An 18,318-nucleotide genomic window follows, 5' to 3' on the forward strand; every position below is an offset into this window, starting at 1 on the left:
ATGCTCGTCAGGACTCGGGCGCCAGGTTGCGGAAATAGTCCTCGATATATTGCATGAACTTGAACGCGGCGATCGGCAGCTGTCGGCCGCTGCGGGTGACCAGGCTTATCTGGGTACTGTTGAGCGTGGCGCTGTCGGTAGGGATGGCGACAAAACGTCCTGCGGCCAGCTCCTCGCCGACCACCAGGTCGGGTAGCAGGGAGACGCCGGAGCCCGAGTTGATGAAGCCGCGAAGCAGCGCCAGCGAGCTGGTGGCCAGGTGCGGGGTAAAGAAAATCCCCTGTTCCTGCTCACTCTGCTCGATGATCTGGCGGATGCGGTAGGCGCCGTCGAGCAGGCCCACCGTGTACTGCCCCAGCTCCGAAAGTTCTACCAGCTTCTTGCCGGCCAGTGGATGGCTGCGGTGTACCACAACTTTCATCGGCTGCGGCAAATGGACGCGCGAACTGACCTTCGGGTCCCGCGATGTGTCGAAAATCATCCCGAAGTGGGCATCGTCGTCACTGATCATGCGCACCACTTCATTGGTACTGGACACACTGACGCCCACGGAGATGCCGGGATAGCGTTGCATGTAGCTCTGCAGGGTGTCGCTGAAGCGTTCGGAGATAAAGGCTTCGCCGACTGCGATCGATATCTTGCCGGTATTGAGGGACTGGAGCTCCCTGATCTGGGAGAGGAAGGCTTCCTGCTGGGCGCAGCGGTCCTGGTAGAACTGGAAGGCCAGTTCCCCGGCCTCGGTCAGTTTCAGGCGCCGCCGGCCGCGCTCCACCAGCGGCGTGCCCAGCTCACTCTCCAGTTCGGCGATCTGGCGGCTGATGGAGGAGGGCGCGACATCGAGTTTTTCGCCTGCGGCGCGCATGGTACCGAGGCGTGCGGATTCGTAGAGATAGTGCAGGCGACGTTGGCTGACGTTCATGGGGCTGGCTCATGTGGTTTGCGGTCAGGACAACGAACTTAAACATAAATTGCCCACGGGGGGCAGTAAAATAACAAGTCGATCGGGGAACAATGACCCTGCGGCTGGGAAAGTGTAGAGGACTTTATGAACAGACATTCGGTGAGCTGGCGCGGCTATATACCGGCCATGACAACGCCCTTCAGCCGTAGCGGCGAGCTCGATGTCGAGGCGCTGCGCAAGCATGTCGACTGGCTGCTCGGCCAGGGCATGCACGGCCTGGTGGTGGCGGGGACACAGGGAGAGTGGTTTACGCTGAATCTGGAGGAAAAGGCGGTATTGCTGGCGGAAGTTGCCGGGCGGGTGCAGGGGCGCATACCGCTGATAGCGGGCTGCAGCGGCTATACTCTGGCCGATGTCCTGGCGCAGGTGGAACTGGCAGAGAAGGCCGGATTCGACGGTATCCTGCTGACGCCGCCACCCTACATGGTACCCTCCGAGTCCGATATCCTCGCGTTCTACCGGTCCGTGGACGCGGCGATCAGGATGCCCATCTGTGTCTACAACTGGCCTCCCGGTACGCACGTGGACATGTCCCCGGACCTGCTGGTGGCGCTGGCGCAGCTGAAGCAGGTGGTTGCCATCAAGAACTCAACCTCGGACCTGCGCCGTTTCCTCGATGTCTTCTTCCGCCTGCGCCGCGAGGTGCGGGTGTTCGGTATCCCCATGAACGAGACCGGTGCGACCCTGGTCAAACAGCACGATGCGGACGGAACCATGGGCGCCGGGGCCGTGCTGGGTCACGAACAGCCGGATTTCTTCAACGAGCTGTGGGCGGGCAACGAGGCCCGGGCCCTGGAATACGCGGCCCGCGATTACACTATAATGAAAAGCTGGTTCAATCCCGACCTGACCGGCAAGTTCGGCTCTTCCCAGGCAATTTTCAAGGAAGCCCTGAACCAGCAGGGACTGCACGGGGGCTTTCCACGCCTGCCCCTGCAGCCGCTGGATGCCGAGGGCGCGAGCCAGATTCGCACAACGCTGGTGGCCCTGGGACGCACGGTGCAGGATTAGGGCCGGCACACTGGCCGAGGCTGAAAAGCGGGGAGCAATGTTGCACAGCTGTGATGTGGCGATAATTGGAGGAGGCCTGATCGGCTGCGCCGCGGCCTTCTACCTGACCAGGCTGGGCAAGCGAGTGATCGTGCTGGAAAGCGATGCCCTCAATGGCGGAGCCTCCGGCCGCAACGCCGGCTCCCTGCACTTCCAGCTGGAGTACCGCCTGCTGGAATACCAGGAGCAGCTGCAGGACCACATTGCCCACCTCGTCCCGTTTACCCGCCGCGCCATCGAGCAGTGGCGGGGGCTGGAGACGCTGCTGGGGGAGGATCTGGAACTGGTGATGCACGGCGGCATCATGGTGGCGGAGACCGCCGACCAGCTGCAGCGGCTGCAACAGAAATACGAATTTGAAACCCGGCACGGCATGCAGCTGGAGCTGCTGTCCCGCAGCGAGCTGCGCGCCCGCGCACCCTATCTCGATGATCGGGTACAGGGCGCGCTGTACTGCGCCGACGAGGGCCACTGCAATCCCCGCTATCTCACTCTGGCGTATGCGCGTGCCGCGCAGCGGCTGGGCGCGGTCTTTCACACCGGCACCCGTGTGCACAGCGTGCAGCGCCTGCGCCACGAATGGGCGCTGGCTACCGTTGCATCCGTCGCCGGTGACGCCGAGCACGGGGGCCGCGCGGACTACCGCTGCGATACCATCCTCAACGCGGCCGGCGCCTGGGCCGCCGGTGTGGGGCGCCTGGCGGGGGTGCACCTGCCCATCTTCCCGGTGGGCCTGACGATGAATGTCACCGAGGAGGCGCCGCCGCTGGTGGGGCACCTGGTGCAGCACGTGGGCCGGCGGCTGTCGATGAAGCAGGTGCGCGAGGGCAACCTGCTCATCGGTGGCGGCTGGTCCGCCCGGTTGCCCGAGCTGACAGGTACGGGCTCTGCGGCTGCGCGACCCCTGTACCGCTCGGTCTGCGGCAATCTTGCGACGGCGGCGGAAGTGGTGCCGGCCCTGCGCAAGCTGCATCTGTTGCGTACCTGGACCGGTGTCACCGGAGTCACCGCCGATCAGCTGCCGCTGCTGGGTGAGGTTCCCCAGCTGCCGCGCTACTTCGTTGCCGCGGGTGGCTCCGGGTTTACCTTTGGCCCGACCTACGCCGAGTTGATCAGCCAGTTGATCGCCGCCGGCGAGACCGCCTACCCGATAGCCCCGTTTTCGCCGGCGCGATTCAGCCATATCAACATGTTCATGCGCGAGGCCGGCCACTGATGGCACACCGTATCGAGACCGGCGTCGAGCGCCAGCCGTCCCTGCAGATCGAGATCGACGGCGTTGCTGTCCGTGTCCATCCCGGTGAAACCGTCGCCGCTGCGCTCCTGCTGGCCGGCCGGGAGCACTGCTACACCACCCGCGACGGTGAACCCCGCAGCCTGTTCTGCAATATGGGCAGCTGCTTCGAGTGCCTGGTTGCGGTCAGCGTACCGGGCGAGGCGCGGGAGCCGCGCTGGCGCCGTGCCTGCATGACACCGGTCAGTGAAGGCATGCGGGTGCGCACCGGTAAATGCCTGCAGGAAACCCTGTGAGGCCGGTGGACCTCGCCATCGTGGGTGCGGGCCCCGCCGGGATGGCGGCGGCGCTGACCGCGGTTGCACACGGCCTGCGGGTGGTGGTGATCGATGAACAGCAGCAGGCGGGCGGCCAGATCCTGCGGCAACCCCCGGCCGCGATCCGGGTACGCAACTGGCTGCGCGACCGCGTGTACCGTCGCCAGCAGCAGTTGCTGCAACGGGCGCAGCAGGACAGCCGTATCGAGTGGTGCTGGCAGACCACGGTGCTGGGCTTCCTCGACCGCGATCCTCACGACCCGGCGAGCCAGCGCCTGTGGCTGCACGGCCCCGGGGGCACCAGCGAACTGGCTGCGCGCAGTGTGCTGGTCGCCGCGGGCTGTCACGATCTGGCGGTGCCTTTCCCGGGCTGGAACCTGCCCGGCGTCATGGCTGCCGGTGGCCTGCAGGCCATGGTCAAGAGCCAACAGCTGGTGCCCGGGGAGCGGTTCGTGTTCGCGGGCAGCCATCCCCTGCAGTTGATTGTCGCGGACCAGATCCGCCGGGGCGGCGGCGAGGTAGCAGCGGTACTGTTCGCGCAGCCGCTTGGGGCGATGCTGGGCGTGCGCAAGCGGCCGCTGCTGATGCTCCGTCACCTGGGCAAGTTGCTGCATATAGGTGGGGTCATGTGGCGGCTGTGGCGAGCCGGAATTCCGGTGCGCTTCGGCAGCACCGTGGTGGCCGCGGAGGGCGAGCGGCAGCTGGCGGCCGTGCGCGTGGCCAGGCTGCGGGACGGCGTATTCGAGCCGGAGCAAACCCGGGAGGACATAGCCTGCGATCACCTGGGCGTCTGCTATTCATTCCTCGTCGCCTCCGAGCTGCCGCGCCAGGCGGGGGCCGCCGTCAGCTGGTCCGCGGAGCGCGGCGGCTGGATAGTGGATGTCGATGGCTGGCAGCGCAGCTCCGTCGCCGGGCTCTACGCGGCCGGCGAAACCACGGGTGTGGCAGGGGCGGACGTGGCGCGGGAGGAGGGCGAACTGGCGGCGCTGGCGGTACTGCAGGACCAGGGCGTGCTCGATGCCGCGCAGGCGGAAAAGCTGGCCGCTCCCGTCCGCCGCCGGCTGTCCAGCCTGGGGGAATTTGCCGCCGTGCTGGCGCAAATCTCGCTGCCGCCCTGGGGAGTGTTTGAGCAGCTGCTGACTGACAGCACCACCCTGTGCAAATGCCAGGGCATCAGCGTGGGTGAGTTCGGCGGCCTGTTGCAGGAGCACAGCACGATTGCCACTGCCAATTCCGCCAAGCTGCGCTCGCGCACCGGCATGGGCCTGTGCCAGGGCCGCTACTGCGGCTATTTCGTGACCCGGCTGCTGGCCCGGCACAACGATATCAGTGCAGCGGAGGTGGGCCCGTTCAGTGCCCGCTCGCCGGTCAAGCCGGTGCCCATCGCCGACATTCTGGCGCGGGAGCGAGAGCTGGGTTGACAGCAAGCTCCGGGCTCTTGCGGGAGAACGCCTGGACCACGGTGGATGCGCGTCACGGCGCCCGAGGTATCAGTCCCGATAACGGATGTTGGCGACCGCGATTCGGGTGCTCAGGCAGGGATGCTCCTCGGCCCGGATGTGCGCCTGCTCAATCACCTCGTGACCACTGACCACACTGCCGAAGGCTGCGAAGCCCTGACCGTCCGCGTGCCGGTTACCGCCGAAATCGAGAGCCGGCTCGCGTTGCAGGCAGGCAAAGAAGCTGCCGTAGACCTCCCCGGGTTCAAACCGGGCGGTGGATACCACCCAGCGTACATGTTGCAGGCCGGTCAGCCCGGTATGCTCATGCCGGATGCGGGTGCGTTGCTCATCCATCCCGGCCGATGTGCCGACCTGCACAACGTCAATCGGGCTCGCCTCGACGCCACCGTGCTTGCTGGTGGAGACAATGCGGAAGATGCTGCCGTTGTGGAAGGCTCCGCTGCGGGCAAGCCGCGCGAAGTAGTCGCAGGTCACCGGCGCCGCATCCGGTCGCAGCATGACACTGAAGCTGCCCAGTTCGGTCGCTACGTCCAGAAATGCCATGGTGGTTCCAGCTAGCCGGCGGGCAGCAGGACCGGCGTGCCGACCCAGAGAATCGTCGCCGTACCCTTGCTCTTGTTGACGATGTTGTGGCCGAGCTGGGTGTTCATGTGCACACAGTCTCCCGCCTGCAGACTGAACACCTTGTCGTCGATCATTTGCTCCACCCGGCCCTTGATGATGTAGAAGATATCCTCGCCTTCATCCCGGTGGACCGTCGGCAGTTCCACGCCGGGGGGGATATCCATCAGCAGTGCACTCATCTGCTGGTTTGGGATGGAGGCGTTCAGCACCCGGTAGGTGATGGGGGAGTCTATGTTCAGGTACTGCGGGTCGCTGGCCTTGCTGACCAGCTCCGCGGGCACCGGCGGTGAGATGAAGTAGTTGATGTCCGTGCCCAGGGCGCGGGCAATGTTGATCAGGGAAACGATGGACGGTGTGGCCTTGCCGCGTTCCGCCTGGGACAGGAAGGCGGCGGACAGCTCCGCCTTCTCGGCCAGCTCCTGCAGGGTGAGCTTCTGCTCCAGGCGCCTCGCCTTGAGCAGGCCGCCCAGCGACCGCTTCATCATCGATTTCTTTTTCTTCTCCACACTGGATCCCCTCAAACGTTATGTGAGGAGTGTACCCGACGAAAACATTTTGTCAAAAATTATTGACATACTTAAATTTTTAACCCATTTTTAATGGCAGTGGTTTTCCTGTGGAAGCTTGCAGGCCACTGTGCCAACCGCCTGTTGTGGGCTATACGTTTCGGGCATGGAATCCGGGGAGAGGGATAGATGAAGACAATTTCGAGCAATGGTTTGACGGGTACGCTGGCGCTGCTGGCTGCATTGCCAGTCGCCCCGCTGGCGCTGGCACAGGCCGACAAGCCGGCCGGCGCAATGGTGCTGGAGGAAGTGACGGTGACGGCGCGGCGTCGCGACGAAAGCCTCCAGGAGGCGCCCTACGCGGTGACTGCTTTCACGGCGCAAGCACTCCAGGATGCCAATGTGCAGCGCATGGAAGATTTCATCGCCCTGACGCCGAACGTGACCCTCGCGACCTCGCAGGGCATCGGCACCAGCTTTCTCAGTATTCGCGGCCTGACCCAGGTGCGCAACGGCGAGGCGCCGGTGGCCACCATCATTGATGGCGTTCTGCAGTTCAGCGGTATCCAGTTCCGGCAGGAGCTGTTCGATGTCGAAAGTGTCGAGGTGGTGAAAGGTCCCCAGGGCGCGATCTACGGCCGCAATGCCACGGGAGGCGCGATCATCATCAATACCCGGCGCCCCACCAATGAGGCCGAGGGTTACGTCAGTGCCGGCGCAGGCGCCGGGGACGAGTACATGGTCGAGGGTTCCTACGGTGGCGCGCTGATCGAAAACCAGTTGTTCGCCCAGGTGTCCGGCAAGCACATTGATCGCGACGGCTACCTGACCAATATCACCCGCAACGAAGAGGCTGACCGCTTCGAGGACAGCACTCTGCGGGGGCGTCTGATCTATGAGCCAACGGCGAATCTGTCCTTTGACCTGCGTGCGAACATCGCCCGCCACAAGGGCCGCGGCATCGGTTTCCAGTACCAGGCCGTGGACCTGGCGCCGGATGGCATCACCGCCATTGCCTTCGGCACCGACACCGGGCCGATCGACGCCAACAACGTCCTGCCTGTCCGGGACAACAACGTCGATTACGGCGAGCGGGACATGAACGACTTCGCCCTCAAGGTGGACTGGATTACCGAGCTGGGGACATTCATCTCCACCACCAGCTATACCGATCTGGAGGAGTGGTCTGACTCGGACCAGTTCCCCTACACCGCCGCGATGAGTGCGCCGGGCTTGTTCGGCTTTGACGGCACCCAGACCGGATTCTTCGAGATCGACGCCTGGAGCCAGGAGTTCCGCTTCCGCTCACCTGACGACCAGCCGGTGCGCTGGGAAGTGGGTACGTATTACCTGGAGTGGGACCGCTTTGTGTCCCTGTCCACCGGGGTGGACACCGGCGCCGGGATCCTGCGCCTTGAGCGCGAGCCGACGACGGACCCGCGCAATCCCACCACCTCGTTCCTGGCCGACGACAACAGCAACACGGCGATGGCGGTGTTCGGTCAGGCCAGCGTTGACATCGGCACCGATTTCGAGCTGTCGCTGGCGCTGCGCTACGACGAGGAAGAGCGGGTACAGGACGTCTCGCCGCTGCAGTTTCCCGCCGGTGTCCCGGGAGCACGCAACAAGGAAACCTTCGACATGGTGCAGCCGAAGGTCACCCTGCGCTACCAGCCGTCGGACCAGCACAACTGGTACGCAACCTGGGGTCGGGGCTTCCGCAGCGGCCAGTTCAACCAGAACGGGATTTCCGACGTGGCCGCTTCCGTCGGCCTGGTTGGCATCAATGACGTGGTGGACCAGGAAGAGTCCGAGTCCTTTGAATTGGGCTATAAGGGCCTGTACTTCAACGATCGTCTGCGCCTGATCGGGGCGGGATTTGCCACCAAGGTGGAAGGGCAGCAGTTCTTCTCCTTTATCGGGGCCATCAGTGCCCAGATTCTCACCAATGTCGATGAAGTGCAGCTGTACGGCGGGGAGCTGGAGTTGAACCTGCGGGCGACCGAGAACCTCGATCTCTACGCCTCCGTGGGCTACACCGACAGTGAGATCAAGGAGTACCTGGTAGACCCGACCGTGGAAGGCAACGATGCGCCCTATATTGCCGACACCACGACCAATATCGGCGCCCAGTATGAGGTGCCGCTGAATTTTGCCAACCTGAACCTGTTCGCCAGGGTGGACTACGAGCGCCGCGGCGCCCAGTACTGGGATGTGCAGAATTCAACCGAGCGCGACCCGCTGGACTTCCTCAGTCTCCGTCTGGGGGTCACCGATGCGGCTGACAAATGGTCACTGATCTGGCAGGTACAGAACGCGCTGGACGAGGAATACAACTCGGAGTGGGTGGCGGGGGGTTTCTCCGCCCGGGCGCCGGGAAAAATCTGGAACCTTCGACTCAGGTATAACTTCTAATTATGACTAAATATCATGTTTCAGCCGACATCGGTGGCACCTTCACCGACATCGTGATCGAACCATCGGATGGCCCGGTCTTCGTCAACAAGGTGCCAACGACGCGGGAGAATCCTGCGCTGGGCGTGATCAACGGCATCAAGGATGTGGTGCCGGATCTGGCCGACATTGAATACTTCGTGCACGGCACTACCGTCGGGCTCAATGCGTTTCTGGAGCGCCGTGGCGAGCGGGTCCTGCTGGTTGCCACCGCAGGCGCTGGCGACAGCTACGTCATCGCCCGCGGCAATCGCGATGCGCTCTACGACCTGCGCTACAGCAAGCCGGCGCAGCTGGTGCCGCGCCGGGATGTGCACGAGGTACGCGGTCGCCTGGCCTGGGACGGCAGGGAAATCGAGCCGCTGAACGAGGCCGATTTCCTGCCGATCATCGACAAGGTCAAGGCGGAAAACATCAACGCGGTGGCCGTGTGCCTGCTGCACAGCTACGCCTATCCCGCGCACGAAGTGCGTGCCCGCGAAATCCTCAAGGCGGCGCTGCCCGGGGTGTCCATCTCCCTTTCCCATGACGTGGCGCGGGAATGGCGCGAGTACGAGCGCGCTTCCTCGGCGGTCATGAACGCCTACGTGGCGCCGGTGGTCGAGCGCTACCTGCTCAGCCTGCAGGAGCAATTGCTGGAGCGCGGCATGCGCTCGGGCGTGCATATCATGCAGTCCAGCGGCGGCGTCACCACGGCCGACACCGCGCGCGAAAAGCCGGTGTTCACCTTGCTCTCCGGTCCGGTGGGCGGCACCATTGCCGGCGCCTCGCTCGCCAAGCGCGCCGGGCGTCCCAACCTGCTGTGCGTCGACATGGGCGGCACCTCCTTTGACCTCAGCCTGGTGGTGGATGGCGAGGCCAGCACCACCCTGGAGACCGAGCTGGAGGGCCTGCCCCTGCTGATGTCCATCGTTGATATCCAGACCATCGGCACCGGCGGCGGCTCGGTGGCCTGGCTGGACAATGACGCTGTCCGGGTAGGGCCCCGCAGCGCCGGTTCCGTGCCCGGCCCCGCCTGCTACGGCAACGGCGGCACGGAGCCCACAGTGACCGACGCCAACCTCTACCTCGGGCGCCTGGGCGCCAGGTCCCTGCTCAGCGGCGAGATGTCGCTGGATGGCGCGGCTACCAGCGCGGCGATCGAGTCACTGGCAGAGCGGGCGGGGATGCAGCCGGTGGCCTTTGCCGAGGGCATCCTGGCGATTTCCAACGCGGCCATGGCCGATGCCATGCGTACCATCACCGTCAGCGAGGGCGTGGACCCGCGCGACTTCACCCTGGTGGCATTCGGCGGCGCCGGGCCAATGGCGGCGGTGTTCCTGGCGGAGGAACTCGATATCCGCGAAGTACTGATTCCGCGCTTCCCGGGTACGTTCTCCGCCTGGGGCATGCTGCAGACTGACCTGCGCCACGATCTCACCCTGAGCTTCTTCCGGCCCGCCGCGGCAGTGGCGCCAGAGGAGCTGCAGGGCCTGTTTGCCGAGCTGGAAACCGAGGGCCGGGAAGCTGTCATGCAGGAAGGTATTCCCGCTGACCGGATTTCCTTCCTGCGCTCCGCGGACATGCGCTACTCGGGCCAGGAATACACCATCAACATCACCTTGCCCGACGAGCTGGATATCGCGGCCCTCAGCGCGCGGTTTCACGACGCCCACAAGCAGCGTCACGGCCACTCCAGCCCCGAAGCGCCGATTGAATTCGTCAATCTGCGGCTGGCGGCGATCGGTGCCATCAGCAAGTACGACGAGCACCCGCATCAGGTCACCGGCGATGGCAGCGATGCCGTGATCGGTCAACGCGAGGCGGTTTTTCGCGGTGACACACTGGCCACGCAGGTGCTGCGGCGCGACCGCCTGCCGGTCGGCTACCAGGCCACCGGCCCTGCCATCATCGAGGAGCAGAGCGCGACGACGGTCCTGCCCGACGGCTGGCAGCTGCGGGTCGACGAGGAGAGCAACCTGATACTGACGCGAGGAACCGCAGCATGAGCCAGGTAGATCCGATTACCACGGAAATCATCCGCAATGCCTTCATTTCCATCGCCAGCGACATGAACGCGACCCTGATTCGCAGCGCGTTCACTCCGGTGATCTACGAGGGCAAGGACTGCTCGGTGGCGCTGATTGACGAGAACGGTGAAGTGCTGGGCCAGTCCCTGGGGCTGCCGCTGTTCCTGGGCAACCTGGAGATTTGCGTCAAGATCATGGCCGAGCGCTATGGCTGGGACTATTTCCAGGAAGGGGACGTGTTCTACATGAACGACTCCTACATGACCGGCACCCACCTGAACGACTCCACCATCATCATGCCGATCTTCTGGCGCGGCATCCGCGTGGGTTTCGCCGCCTCGCGCGCGCACTGGCTGGATGTGGGGGCCAAGGATCCGGGCACCCCGGTGGACTCCCACGAAATCTACCAGGAAGGCACCCGCTGGGGCCCGACACGGCTCTACGATGCCGGCAAGCCGCGGCATGACGTCATTGAACTGCTGCGGCTCAACAGCCGCTTCGGCGACGCCACCATTGGCGACCTCAACGCGCAGATTGCCGCTGGTCGCACCGGTGAGCAGCGGCTGCAGGCGCTGTATGAGCGCTTCGGCACGGAAACCATTTGCGCAGCCCGGGATGAAATCTACAAGCAGACCGAGGCCAAGGAGCGCGAGGCCATTGTCGCCCTGCCGGATGGCGAGTACTCCGCAGAGGGCACCATCGACGACGATGGTCTGGGTAACGGCCCGCTGGGCGTGAAGCTGACGGTGCGCATCGAGGGCGACGGCATGACCGTCGACCTCGCCGGATCGGCGCCCCAGGCGGCCGGCCCGGTCAACTGCGGGCTGACCCAGACCGTGGCTGCGGCGCGCGTGGCCTACAAGCTCCTGATCTGCTCCGAGGTGTCGCCCAACGGTGGCTCGTTTCGGGCGCTGGATGTGCTGGCGCCGCCGCGCTCGATCTTCCACGCCCAGGAGCCGGCCCCCTGCGGCTGGTATTTCACCCCGCTGGGCCTGCTGATCGACCTGATCGTGAAAGCGCTGGCCCCGGTGCTGCCGGACAAGGCCGCGGGCGCCCACTACGGCGATTCCATGGTCATCACCATCGCCGGGCAGGACCCGCGCAACGACGATGACTTCTTCCTCATGATCGAGCCCACCACCGGTGGCTGGGGCGCCTTCAACGGCGGGGATGGCGCCAACTCCCTGATCAACAACGTCAACGGCAGTTTCAAGGACCTGCCGATCGAGATTTTCGAGAGCAAGTATCCGCTGCGGATTCTCAGCTACGGCATTCGCCAGGATTCCGGCGGCGCCGGCAAGTATCGCGGCGGCAACGGCACCTATCGGGAGTACCTGGTGGAGTCCGACGCCTCGCTCTGGCTCTGGTTCGAGCGCTCCGATACACCGGCCTGGGGCCTGTTTGACGGTGGCTCCGGCGCGCCGCCCAAGGTCCTGATCCAGCGTCCCGGCCAGGAAACGCTGGAACGGCTCAAGGCCAATGACATCAAAATGCCCCCCGGTACCGTGATCAAGTCCATGACCGGCGGCGGTGGAGGCTACGGTGATCCGCGGGACCGGGACCCCCGCCAGGTGCGCGAGGACCTGCTGGACGGCTTCATCTCCCCCGAGCACGCCAGCGCGGTGTATGGGGTGGCTGCGGAGGCGGTGGACCAGTAGTCATGGCCGCACCGGGGGTGAGTGCGGGGGAAACGCTGTCGGGGGTGCATATCGCGCTGGTGATCATCGGCGGCACCATCGGCATGGCCGTGTTCCTGGTGTCCGCGCAGATCGGCGGCTCCCTGGGCCTGCAGCGTGCGGCCTGGGCCTTTGTCGCCGGCTGCCTGATTCTCGCGGTCATGGGCTCGCTGACCTCCCATGTGGGCGCCACTACCCGGCTCACCACCTATCAGCTCTGCGCACAGGCCTTTGGTGGTGCCGGCGCCCAGCTGGTCAATACGGTGATTGCACTGTCGTTGATCGGCTGGTTTGCGGTGATCAGCAACACCCTGGGATCACTGTCGGATTTCGTCTTTTCGCGCCTCTACGGCTGGCAGCTGCCGGTCCCGGTCTACATCGTCGCCAGCAGTGCGGCGATCGTGGTGGTGACCATCACCGGGTTTCGCGGCATCGACAGGATTGCGCTGTGGATGACCCCGGCCATGCTGCTGCTGGTGGTGTATGCGGCCCTAGGCAGCGTGGACCAGGTGCCGCACTGGAATCGACCGGTCGAAGGTGCCACGCCGATGAGCTTCTCCGCCGCGGTCTCCGCCGTGGTGGGCTCCTATATCGCCGGGGTGATTATCCAGCCGGACTACAGCCGCTTCGCCCGCAACGCGCGCCACGCGGTGGGCGCGGCCTTTGTTGCGCTGGGGCTGTGTTTTCCCACCGTGATGTTCCTCGCCGCCATTCCCGGCTCCGCGCTCAGCCAGGTCGACCTGCGCGGCCTGCTGCTGGCCATGGGCGTCGGCCTGCCCGCCTTCACCCTGCTGTTCCTGGGAGCCTGGTCATCGAATGTGCTGTGCCTGTACTCCTCCAGCCTGTCCATGTCCACAGTGATCCGGAGGGCGACCTACTGGAAAGTGGTAGTCACCATTGGCGTGTTGGGCACCTTGCTGGCGCTGGTGGATGCACAGACCTACCTGGTGAACTTCCTGGTGCTGCTGGGCATAACCATTCCGCCAGTGGGTGCCATCTATCTGGTGGAAGCGCTGCTATTGAGGCGGTCGCTTAAGGCGCCGGCAGCCGACGCCAGCCCTGCGCTGCCGCGAATCACGCAGTGGCGGGCGGTGCTCGCCTGGGCGCTCGCCACCGGCTTCGGCTTTGCGGTACAGAACGAGCTGCTGGCTATCACCGGCGTCTCATCCATTGATGCCATTCTGGCGTCGGCGGCGATTTTCCTGTTGCTCAACCACCGCCGCATAACCTTGCCATTCACGGGAGATAAAGAATATGCATAAAGCGTGGGTAATGCGGGACTACAGCGGCTTTGAAGGGCTCACCCTGGAACAGTTCCCCGATGAGGAACCCGGTCCGGGCGAGGTCCGGCTGCGCATCGAAGCCTTCGCCCTCAACTGGGGCGACATGGACCTGATGGAAGACCGCTACTCCTACAGCTTCTCCAGTTTTCCCGCGCGGATTGGCATGGAAGCCGCCGGCATCGTCGAGGCGACAGGCCCGGGGGTCGACGACATTGGAATCGGTGCGCGCTACAGCACCCTGCCGCACTTCTACGACAATCGCGGCGCCAGTGGCGAGTCACTGGTTGTCAGCGCGCGCTACCTGACCCCGGCGCCCGCGAATCTGAGTGCGGTCGAAAGTGCCTCCATCTGGATGCAGTATCTCACCGCCTACTACCCGGTGGTGGAGCTTGCCAAGGCGGCACCCGGGCGAGTGATCCTCGTTACCGCCGCAACCAGCACTGCGGGCACTGCCGCCCTGGAGATCGGGCGCAAGTGCGGCGCCACGATGATTGGTACCACCCGCTACGAGTACAACCGGGACTACCTCATGGAGGCGGGTGCCGACCATGTTATCGTCACCGGCGCCGCCAATGACGGCTTCGCGGATGAATTGAAAGCCTTGACCGGTGGCCGCGGTATCGATGCGGCCTACGACTCGATTGGCGGCGGGCTGATGAACCAGTACGTCGGCGCCCTGGCGAAGAATGCGCGGATCTTTTTCTACGGCATGCTGGACAAGGACTTCCCGCAAATTCCCTACGCCGCACTGTTCCAGTCCAATGCGCTGTTCCAGGCCTACTCGGTGTTTAATTACATCGAAGACGACGAGATGTGCGCCAAGGGCATCGACTGGGTGAACAAGGCTCTGGCTGCAGGCGAAATATCACCCACCATCGACCGCGTGTATCCGCTGGAAGGGTATATCGACGCCTGCCGCTATCTGACAGAGCCCAGGCGTACCCACGGCAAGGTGGTGGTCGAAACCGGCGCCGCGACCTAAGCCTGGCAATCCAGCACGATCTTGCCCGGTACCGCGCCGGCATCGATCAGGCGGTGCACCTCCGCCGCCTCCGCCAGCGGCCGCACTTCGGCCACCGCCGGGTGCAGCCGCCCCTCCTTGAGCCACTGCATCAGGGTCATCACATCGTCGCGGAACTCCTGTGGGTGCTTTTCACGCCGGGACTGGATGTTGTAGAAGCCCGTCTGGCGCCCGTCCGGCAGGCAGCGCCAGAGCCCCAATAGTTTGGCGAAGCCCCACAACAGGCCGGCGACGGATTCCTCTCCGGTGGTCACCTGCAGGGCGCCGAAGCCCACCAGCTTGCCGCCTTTGGCGAGGCAGCGGTAGGAGCGTGCCCAGTTGTGGCCGCCTATGGTGTCGAATACCGCCTGCACCCCGCGGCCGCCGGTCAGCCGGTTGATCTCCGCGACAAAATCCGTGCTGTGGTAGTCGATGGGCGTGGCGCCGAAGCTGCGCACCAGTTCGTGCTTGCCGCTGGAGGCCGTGCCGTACACCGTGAGTCCCAGCTCCCGCGCCAGCTCCAGCAGGGCGGTGCCCACCGCGCCTCCGGCCGCGTGCACCAGAATACTGTCGCCGGGCTGGAGGCTGCACTCCCGGGTCAGCATCTGCCAGGCGGTGGTATAGGAGAGGATCATGCACACCGCCTCCGCTGGATTCAGGCCCGCGGGGCAGTGGATCACCCGCCCGGCGTCCGCCAGCAGGTACTGGGTGTAGCCGCCGATGACCGGCATGTCGGCGACGCAGTCGCCCGGCTGCAGGGTGCTGACGCCGCTGCCGAGGGCATCCACCACCCCGAACCAGTCATAGCCCGGGGTAAAGGGAGGTTTTTGCTTCACGCCGGGATACTGACCCCGGCGGATGATGGTGTCGGTAAAGCCGGTGCCGGCGGTCAGCACCTTTACCCGCACCTGGGCGGGGCCGGGTTCGGGCAGGGTGGGTTCGGTCACCAGTTGCAGCATCTCCGGGCCCCCGAGGGCGGTGAGCTGGATGTGCTGCCAGGGGGTGGCGGTCATGGCTGTGCGTCCTATCGGTTGTTAGCCTCGTGCATGGCAGAAGTATTACCCGCCGTGACGGCCCCTGTCCAATCCGGGTGGTGGCCGGGCGTGGGTCCCGCATTCACTATGGTTTGACACCTCCACAACCTCTGATAGACTAACTTGAGTTAGCTAATCGAGATTGGTATGGAAATCGTGAATATGCATGAGGCCAAGACCCGGCTTTCCCAGCTGGTGGACAAAGCCTCCAAGGGAGAGCCGTTCATTATCGCCCGGGCTGGCAAGCCAGTTGCACGGGTGTCGGCGATTGATGCGCCGGACCCCGGCAGTGCGCGGCGGCTCGGCTTCCTCAAGGGCCAGACGAGGGTGCCGGATGATTTCGACCGCATGGCGGAAGGAGAAATCAGCGAGCTCTTTGGCAGCTAACCATGAACCTGCTACTGGACACCCACATCCTCCTGTGGGCCGCAAGCGAGCCTGAACGCCTGTCACAGGACGCCCGCGACCTCATCCAGGACCCCGTCCATCGGGTTTACTTCAGCGCCGCCAGCATCTGGGAAGTAGTGATCAAGAACGGACTGGGCCGGGAAGACTTCCACGTGGACCCGCACTTGCTGCGGCGAGGCCTCATCGAAAATGATTATTCAGAACTCCCTGTGACCAGCGCCCATACGCTGGCGCTGGCACATTTACCCCCGATCCATCGCGACCCCTTCGATCGCATTCTGATCGCCCAGGCAGAGGTTGAAGGTTTCCTGCTGCTGACAATGGATGCGACCATACTGCAATATCAGGGACCCATACGGAGCGCCTGACTGCCCCATGACCACACTGCGCCAGACCAATCTCGCCCGCCTCGCGGGGCAGGAATTCGATGTGCTTGTTATTGGCGGCGGCATCAACGGCGCCGTCTCCGCCGCGGCCCTGGCCGGGCGCGGCGTCAAGGTGGCGCTGATTGAGCGGGAGGACTTCGCCAGCGGGGTCAGCTCCCAGTCCTCCAACCTGGCCTGGGGCGGCATCAAGTACCTGGAGAGCTGGGAGTTCCTGCTGGTCAACAAGCTCTGCCGCTCGCGCAATGAACTGATGCGCGCCTACCCCTCCACGGTGAAGGAGATCCGCTTCTTCACCACCATACAGAGGGGCTTCCGCTGGCCGCCGCTGTTCATTTTCCTGGGCAGCGTCCTGTACTGGATCATGGGCCGCTTCAAGACCAGGCCTCCCCGATATGTAAGCGCGCGCCAACTGGAAGCCACCGAGCCGGTGATCAACACCGAAAACGCCGCCGGCGGCCTGGAATACTCCGACTGCTACCTCTACGACAACGACGCCCGCTTCGTGTTCGGCTTCGTGCGCAAGGCCCTGGACTACGGCTGCGTGGCCGCCAACTATGTCGCGGCAACATCCATGCGCCGGGAGCAGGGGCGCTGGTTGGTCGAGGCCCGGGACGCCATCAGCGGCGAGACCTTTACCGTGGCGGCGAAAGCGCTGGTGAATGCCGCGGGCCCCTGGCTGGACGCGCTCAACCGCGATGCCGGGATCGAGACCGCCCACCACCACCTGTTCTCCAAGGGCATCCACCTGATCGTCGACCGCGTCACCGACAACAAGCGCGTGCTGACCTTCTTCGCCAGCGACGGCCGCCTGTTCTTCCTCATCCCCATGGGCTCCCGTACCTGCGTGGGCACCACCGACACCCAGGTGGAGTCCCCGGAAGTGGGCGTGACCGACGAGGACCGCGACTTCGTCCTCAGCAACATCAATACCCTGCTGGACATGGACCCGCCCCTGACCCGGGACAGCATCATCGCCGAGCGCTGCGGCGTGCGCCCACTGGCCGTACGCGGCGAAGGTGGCGTGGCGGACTGGGTGCAGCTCTCGCGCAAGCATGAGGTGGAAGTCGACCGGGAACGGATGCACCTGAGCATACTCGGGGGCAAGCTCACCGACTGCCTGAACGTGGGCGACGAAGTGGTGGCGGCGCTGGCCGCACTGGGGATCGACGTGCCCGATCCCGACGCCAGCTGGTATGGCGAACCCCCCGCGGAAGTCCACCGGGAATACCTGCGCCAGGCCCGGCTGATGAACCTGGACGAATTGACTGCCGATTCCTCCTCGGAACCGCTGAGTGAACGGTTCTGGCGTCGCTACGGCCAGTCCGCCTTCCACCTGCTGGAGCGCATCCGCGAGGACCGCAGCTGCGCCCGCCTGCTCATCGTCCGCGCTGAATACACCCGCTGCGAAATGGAGCTGACCGCCCAGCGGGAAATGGTGGTGAAACTGGAAGACTTCATGCGCCGCCGCTCCAAGATAGAACTGGTCCTGCGCCCGGAAGAGATCGCCAATGCCCCCGGCCTGCGCCGGGCGGCGGAGATCCTGTTCGGGGAAGAAGCGGAGGCGAAGGTTGGGGAATACCTGGCTGGGTAGGGGGCTTTCAGCCGCTGCACCATGTGCCGTAGAAGAGGGGCCGTAGCAGCGTCCGTGCCCTTGTCGGGAATCAAAATCGTTAAAGGCTCGGAGACGCTGAGTCTGTATCAATTCAACACACGGACCGCAAAGCATTACTTCTGTTCTAACTGCGGTATCTATACCCATCATCAGCGTCGGTCAAACCCAGATCAATATGGTTTCAATGTGGCATGCCTGGAAGGCATTAATCCGTTAGAAATCGAGGGCATCCCCACTTATGATGGCGTTAATCATCCCGCAGACCACGGTTAGACACATAACAAGAAGCTCTAGGCGATGC

General features: G+C 64.6%; 17 protein-coding genes. 13 read left to right on the plus strand and 4 right to left on the minus strand.

All coding sequences use genetic code 11. The features are described from left to right. Positions 1–7: 7 nt before the first annotated feature. Complete coding sequence (locus RLO07_RS10970; protein ID WP_462292186.1) at positions 8–919, minus strand: LysR family transcriptional regulator; 912 nt, start codon at positions 917–919, stop codon at positions 8–10. A gap of 126 nt (positions 920–1,045) precedes the next feature. Between RLO07_RS10970 and RLO07_RS10975 the strand changes: the two genes are divergently transcribed. From RLO07_RS10975 to RLO07_RS10990, 4 genes are read left to right on the plus strand one after another with little or no spacing between them, the layout of a single operon-like run. Further along, entirely contained in the window at positions 1,046–1,972 is a 927-nt protein-coding gene (locus RLO07_RS10975; protein ID WP_462292187.1) for a dihydrodipicolinate synthase family protein, read from the plus strand. Positions 1,973–2,009: 37 nt separating this feature from the next. Further along, the gene (locus tag RLO07_RS10980; RefSeq protein WP_462292188.1) at positions 2,010–3,227 is read left to right on the plus strand and encodes an NAD(P)/FAD-dependent oxidoreductase; all 1,218 of its coding nucleotides are present in this window, start codon (positions 2,010–2,012) and stop codon (positions 3,225–3,227) included. Next, the gene (locus RLO07_RS10985) at positions 3,227–3,541 is read left to right on the plus strand and encodes a (2Fe-2S)-binding protein (RefSeq protein WP_462292189.1); all 315 of its coding nucleotides are present in this window, start codon (positions 3,227–3,229) and stop codon (positions 3,539–3,541) included. The genes RLO07_RS10980 and RLO07_RS10985 overlap by 1 nt, the downstream gene beginning before the upstream one ends. Further along, positions 3,538–4,983, plus strand: a complete 1,446-nt coding sequence (locus RLO07_RS10990) for an FAD-dependent oxidoreductase (protein WP_462292190.1) — start codon at positions 3,538–3,540, stop codon at positions 4,981–4,983. The genes RLO07_RS10985 and RLO07_RS10990 overlap by 4 nt, the downstream gene beginning before the upstream one ends. A 69-nt stretch (positions 4,984–5,052) precedes the next feature. On the opposite strand, the gene RLO07_RS10995 is transcribed toward RLO07_RS10990, so the two are convergent. Beyond that, a complete protein-coding gene (locus RLO07_RS10995; RefSeq protein ID WP_462292191.1) occupies positions 5,053–5,568 on the minus strand; it encodes a peptidylprolyl isomerase in 516 nt (171 codons plus the stop codon). Between the two features lie 11 nt (positions 5,569–5,579). Next, positions 5,580–6,155: a helix-turn-helix domain-containing protein gene (locus tag RLO07_RS11000; RefSeq protein WP_462292192.1), complete on the minus strand. Its 576-nt coding sequence runs from the start codon at positions 6,153–6,155 to the stop codon at positions 5,580–5,582. Positions 6,156–6,344: 189 nt separating this feature from the next. Here RLO07_RS11000 and RLO07_RS11005 point away from each other — a divergent pair, with 189 nt between their 5' ends. From RLO07_RS11005 to RLO07_RS11025, 5 genes are read left to right on the plus strand one after another with little or no spacing between them, the layout of a single operon-like run. After that, the gene (locus tag RLO07_RS11005) at positions 6,345–8,570 is read left to right on the plus strand and encodes a TonB-dependent receptor (protein ID WP_462292193.1); all 2,226 of its coding nucleotides are present in this window, start codon (positions 6,345–6,347) and stop codon (positions 8,568–8,570) included. A gap of 2 nt (positions 8,571–8,572) precedes the next feature. Then, on the plus strand, positions 8,573–10,597 hold the full coding sequence (locus RLO07_RS11010) for a hydantoinase/oxoprolinase family protein (RefSeq protein ID WP_462292194.1): 2,025 nt from the start codon (positions 8,573–8,575) through the stop codon (positions 10,595–10,597). Further along, the gene (locus tag RLO07_RS11015; protein ID WP_462292195.1) at positions 10,594–12,276 is read left to right on the plus strand and encodes a hydantoinase B/oxoprolinase family protein; all 1,683 of its coding nucleotides are present in this window, start codon (positions 10,594–10,596) and stop codon (positions 12,274–12,276) included. The genes RLO07_RS11010 and RLO07_RS11015 overlap by 4 nt, the downstream gene beginning before the upstream one ends. A 2-nt stretch (positions 12,277–12,278) precedes the next feature. Continuing rightward, positions 12,279–13,556, plus strand: a complete 1,278-nt coding sequence (locus tag RLO07_RS11020; protein ID WP_462292196.1) for a cytosine permease — start codon at positions 12,279–12,281, stop codon at positions 13,554–13,556. Beyond that, positions 13,549–14,559 (plus strand): zinc-binding dehydrogenase, encoded by a 1,011-nt coding sequence (locus RLO07_RS11025; protein ID WP_462292197.1) that lies wholly within the window; start codon positions 13,549–13,551, stop codon positions 14,557–14,559. The genes RLO07_RS11020 and RLO07_RS11025 overlap by 8 nt, the downstream gene beginning before the upstream one ends. Here RLO07_RS11025 and RLO07_RS11030 read toward each other — a convergent pair. Then, positions 14,556–15,590, minus strand: a complete 1,035-nt coding sequence (locus tag RLO07_RS11030) for a medium chain dehydrogenase/reductase family protein (protein ID WP_462292198.1) — start codon at positions 15,588–15,590, stop codon at positions 14,556–14,558. The genes RLO07_RS11025 and RLO07_RS11030 overlap by 4 nt on opposite strands. Positions 15,591–15,758: 168 nt before the next feature. On the opposite strand from RLO07_RS11030, the gene RLO07_RS11035 reads away from it, so the two are divergent. The 4 genes from RLO07_RS11035 to RLO07_RS11050 are packed head-to-tail and all read left to right on the plus strand — an operon-like array spanning position 15,759 to position 18,290. Beyond that, positions 15,759–15,998, plus strand: coding sequence for a type II toxin-antitoxin system Phd/YefM family antitoxin (locus tag RLO07_RS11035; protein WP_462292199.1), 240 nt, complete (start codon positions 15,759–15,761; stop codon positions 15,996–15,998). Positions 15,999–16,000: 2 nt separating this feature from the next. Continuing rightward, positions 16,001–16,387, plus strand: a complete 387-nt coding sequence (locus RLO07_RS11040) for a type II toxin-antitoxin system VapC family toxin (protein ID WP_462292200.1) — start codon at positions 16,001–16,003, stop codon at positions 16,385–16,387. A 7-nt stretch (positions 16,388–16,394) separates the two neighbouring features. After that, the gene (locus RLO07_RS11045) at positions 16,395–17,996 is read left to right on the plus strand and encodes a glycerol-3-phosphate dehydrogenase/oxidase (protein ID WP_462292201.1); all 1,602 of its coding nucleotides are present in this window, start codon (positions 16,395–16,397) and stop codon (positions 17,994–17,996) included. A 21-nt stretch (positions 17,997–18,017) separates the two neighbouring features. After that, complete coding sequence (locus tag RLO07_RS11050; RefSeq protein ID WP_462292202.1) at positions 18,018–18,290, plus strand: GFA family protein; 273 nt, start codon at positions 18,018–18,020, stop codon at positions 18,288–18,290. The last annotated feature ends 28 nt before the right edge of the window (positions 18,291–18,318 follow it).

Source organism: Haliea sp., assembly GCF_040221975.1.
Taxonomy (GTDB): Bacteria; Pseudomonadota; Gammaproteobacteria; order Pseudomonadales; family Halieaceae; genus Haliea.

Coding starts and splice junctions, on each gene's coding strand:
- RLO07_RS11050 (WP_462292202.1), top strand. CDS start 18,018: ATGTGCCGTAGAAGAGGGGCCGTAGCAGCGTCCGTGCCCTTGTCGGGA.
- RLO07_RS11015 (WP_462292195.1), top strand. CDS start 10,594: ATGAGCCAGGTAGATCCGATTACCACGGAAATCATCCGCAATGCCTTC.
- RLO07_RS11020 (WP_462292196.1), top strand. CDS start 12,279: ATGGCCGCACCGGGGGTGAGTGCGGGGGAAACGCTGTCGGGGGTGCAT.
- RLO07_RS11005 (WP_462292193.1), top strand. CDS start 6,345: ATGAAGACAATTTCGAGCAATGGTTTGACGGGTACGCTGGCGCTGCTG.
- RLO07_RS10985 (WP_462292189.1), top strand. CDS start 3,227: ATGGCACACCGTATCGAGACCGGCGTCGAGCGCCAGCCGTCCCTGCAG.
- RLO07_RS10980 (WP_462292188.1), top strand. CDS start 2,010: ATGTTGCACAGCTGTGATGTGGCGATAATTGGAGGAGGCCTGATCGGC.
- RLO07_RS10975 (WP_462292187.1), top strand. CDS start 1,046: ATGAACAGACATTCGGTGAGCTGGCGCGGCTATATACCGGCCATGACA.
- RLO07_RS10995 (WP_462292191.1), bottom strand. CDS start 5,568: ATGGCATTTCTGGACGTAGCGACCGAACTGGGCAGCTTCAGTGTCATG.
- RLO07_RS11010 (WP_462292194.1), top strand. CDS start 8,573: ATGACTAAATATCATGTTTCAGCCGACATCGGTGGCACCTTCACCGAC.
- RLO07_RS11045 (WP_462292201.1), top strand. CDS start 16,395: ATGACCACACTGCGCCAGACCAATCTCGCCCGCCTCGCGGGGCAGGAA.
- RLO07_RS11025 (WP_462292197.1), top strand. CDS start 13,549: ATGCATAAAGCGTGGGTAATGCGGGACTACAGCGGCTTTGAAGGGCTC.
- RLO07_RS11040 (WP_462292200.1), top strand. CDS start 16,001: ATGAACCTGCTACTGGACACCCACATCCTCCTGTGGGCCGCAAGCGAG.
- RLO07_RS11035 (WP_462292199.1), top strand. CDS start 15,759: ATGGAAATCGTGAATATGCATGAGGCCAAGACCCGGCTTTCCCAGCTG.
- RLO07_RS10970 (WP_462292186.1), bottom strand. CDS start 919: ATGAACGTCAGCCAACGTCGCCTGCACTATCTCTACGAATCCGCACGC.
- RLO07_RS11030 (WP_462292198.1), bottom strand. CDS start 15,590: ATGACCGCCACCCCCTGGCAGCACATCCAGCTCACCGCCCTCGGGGGC.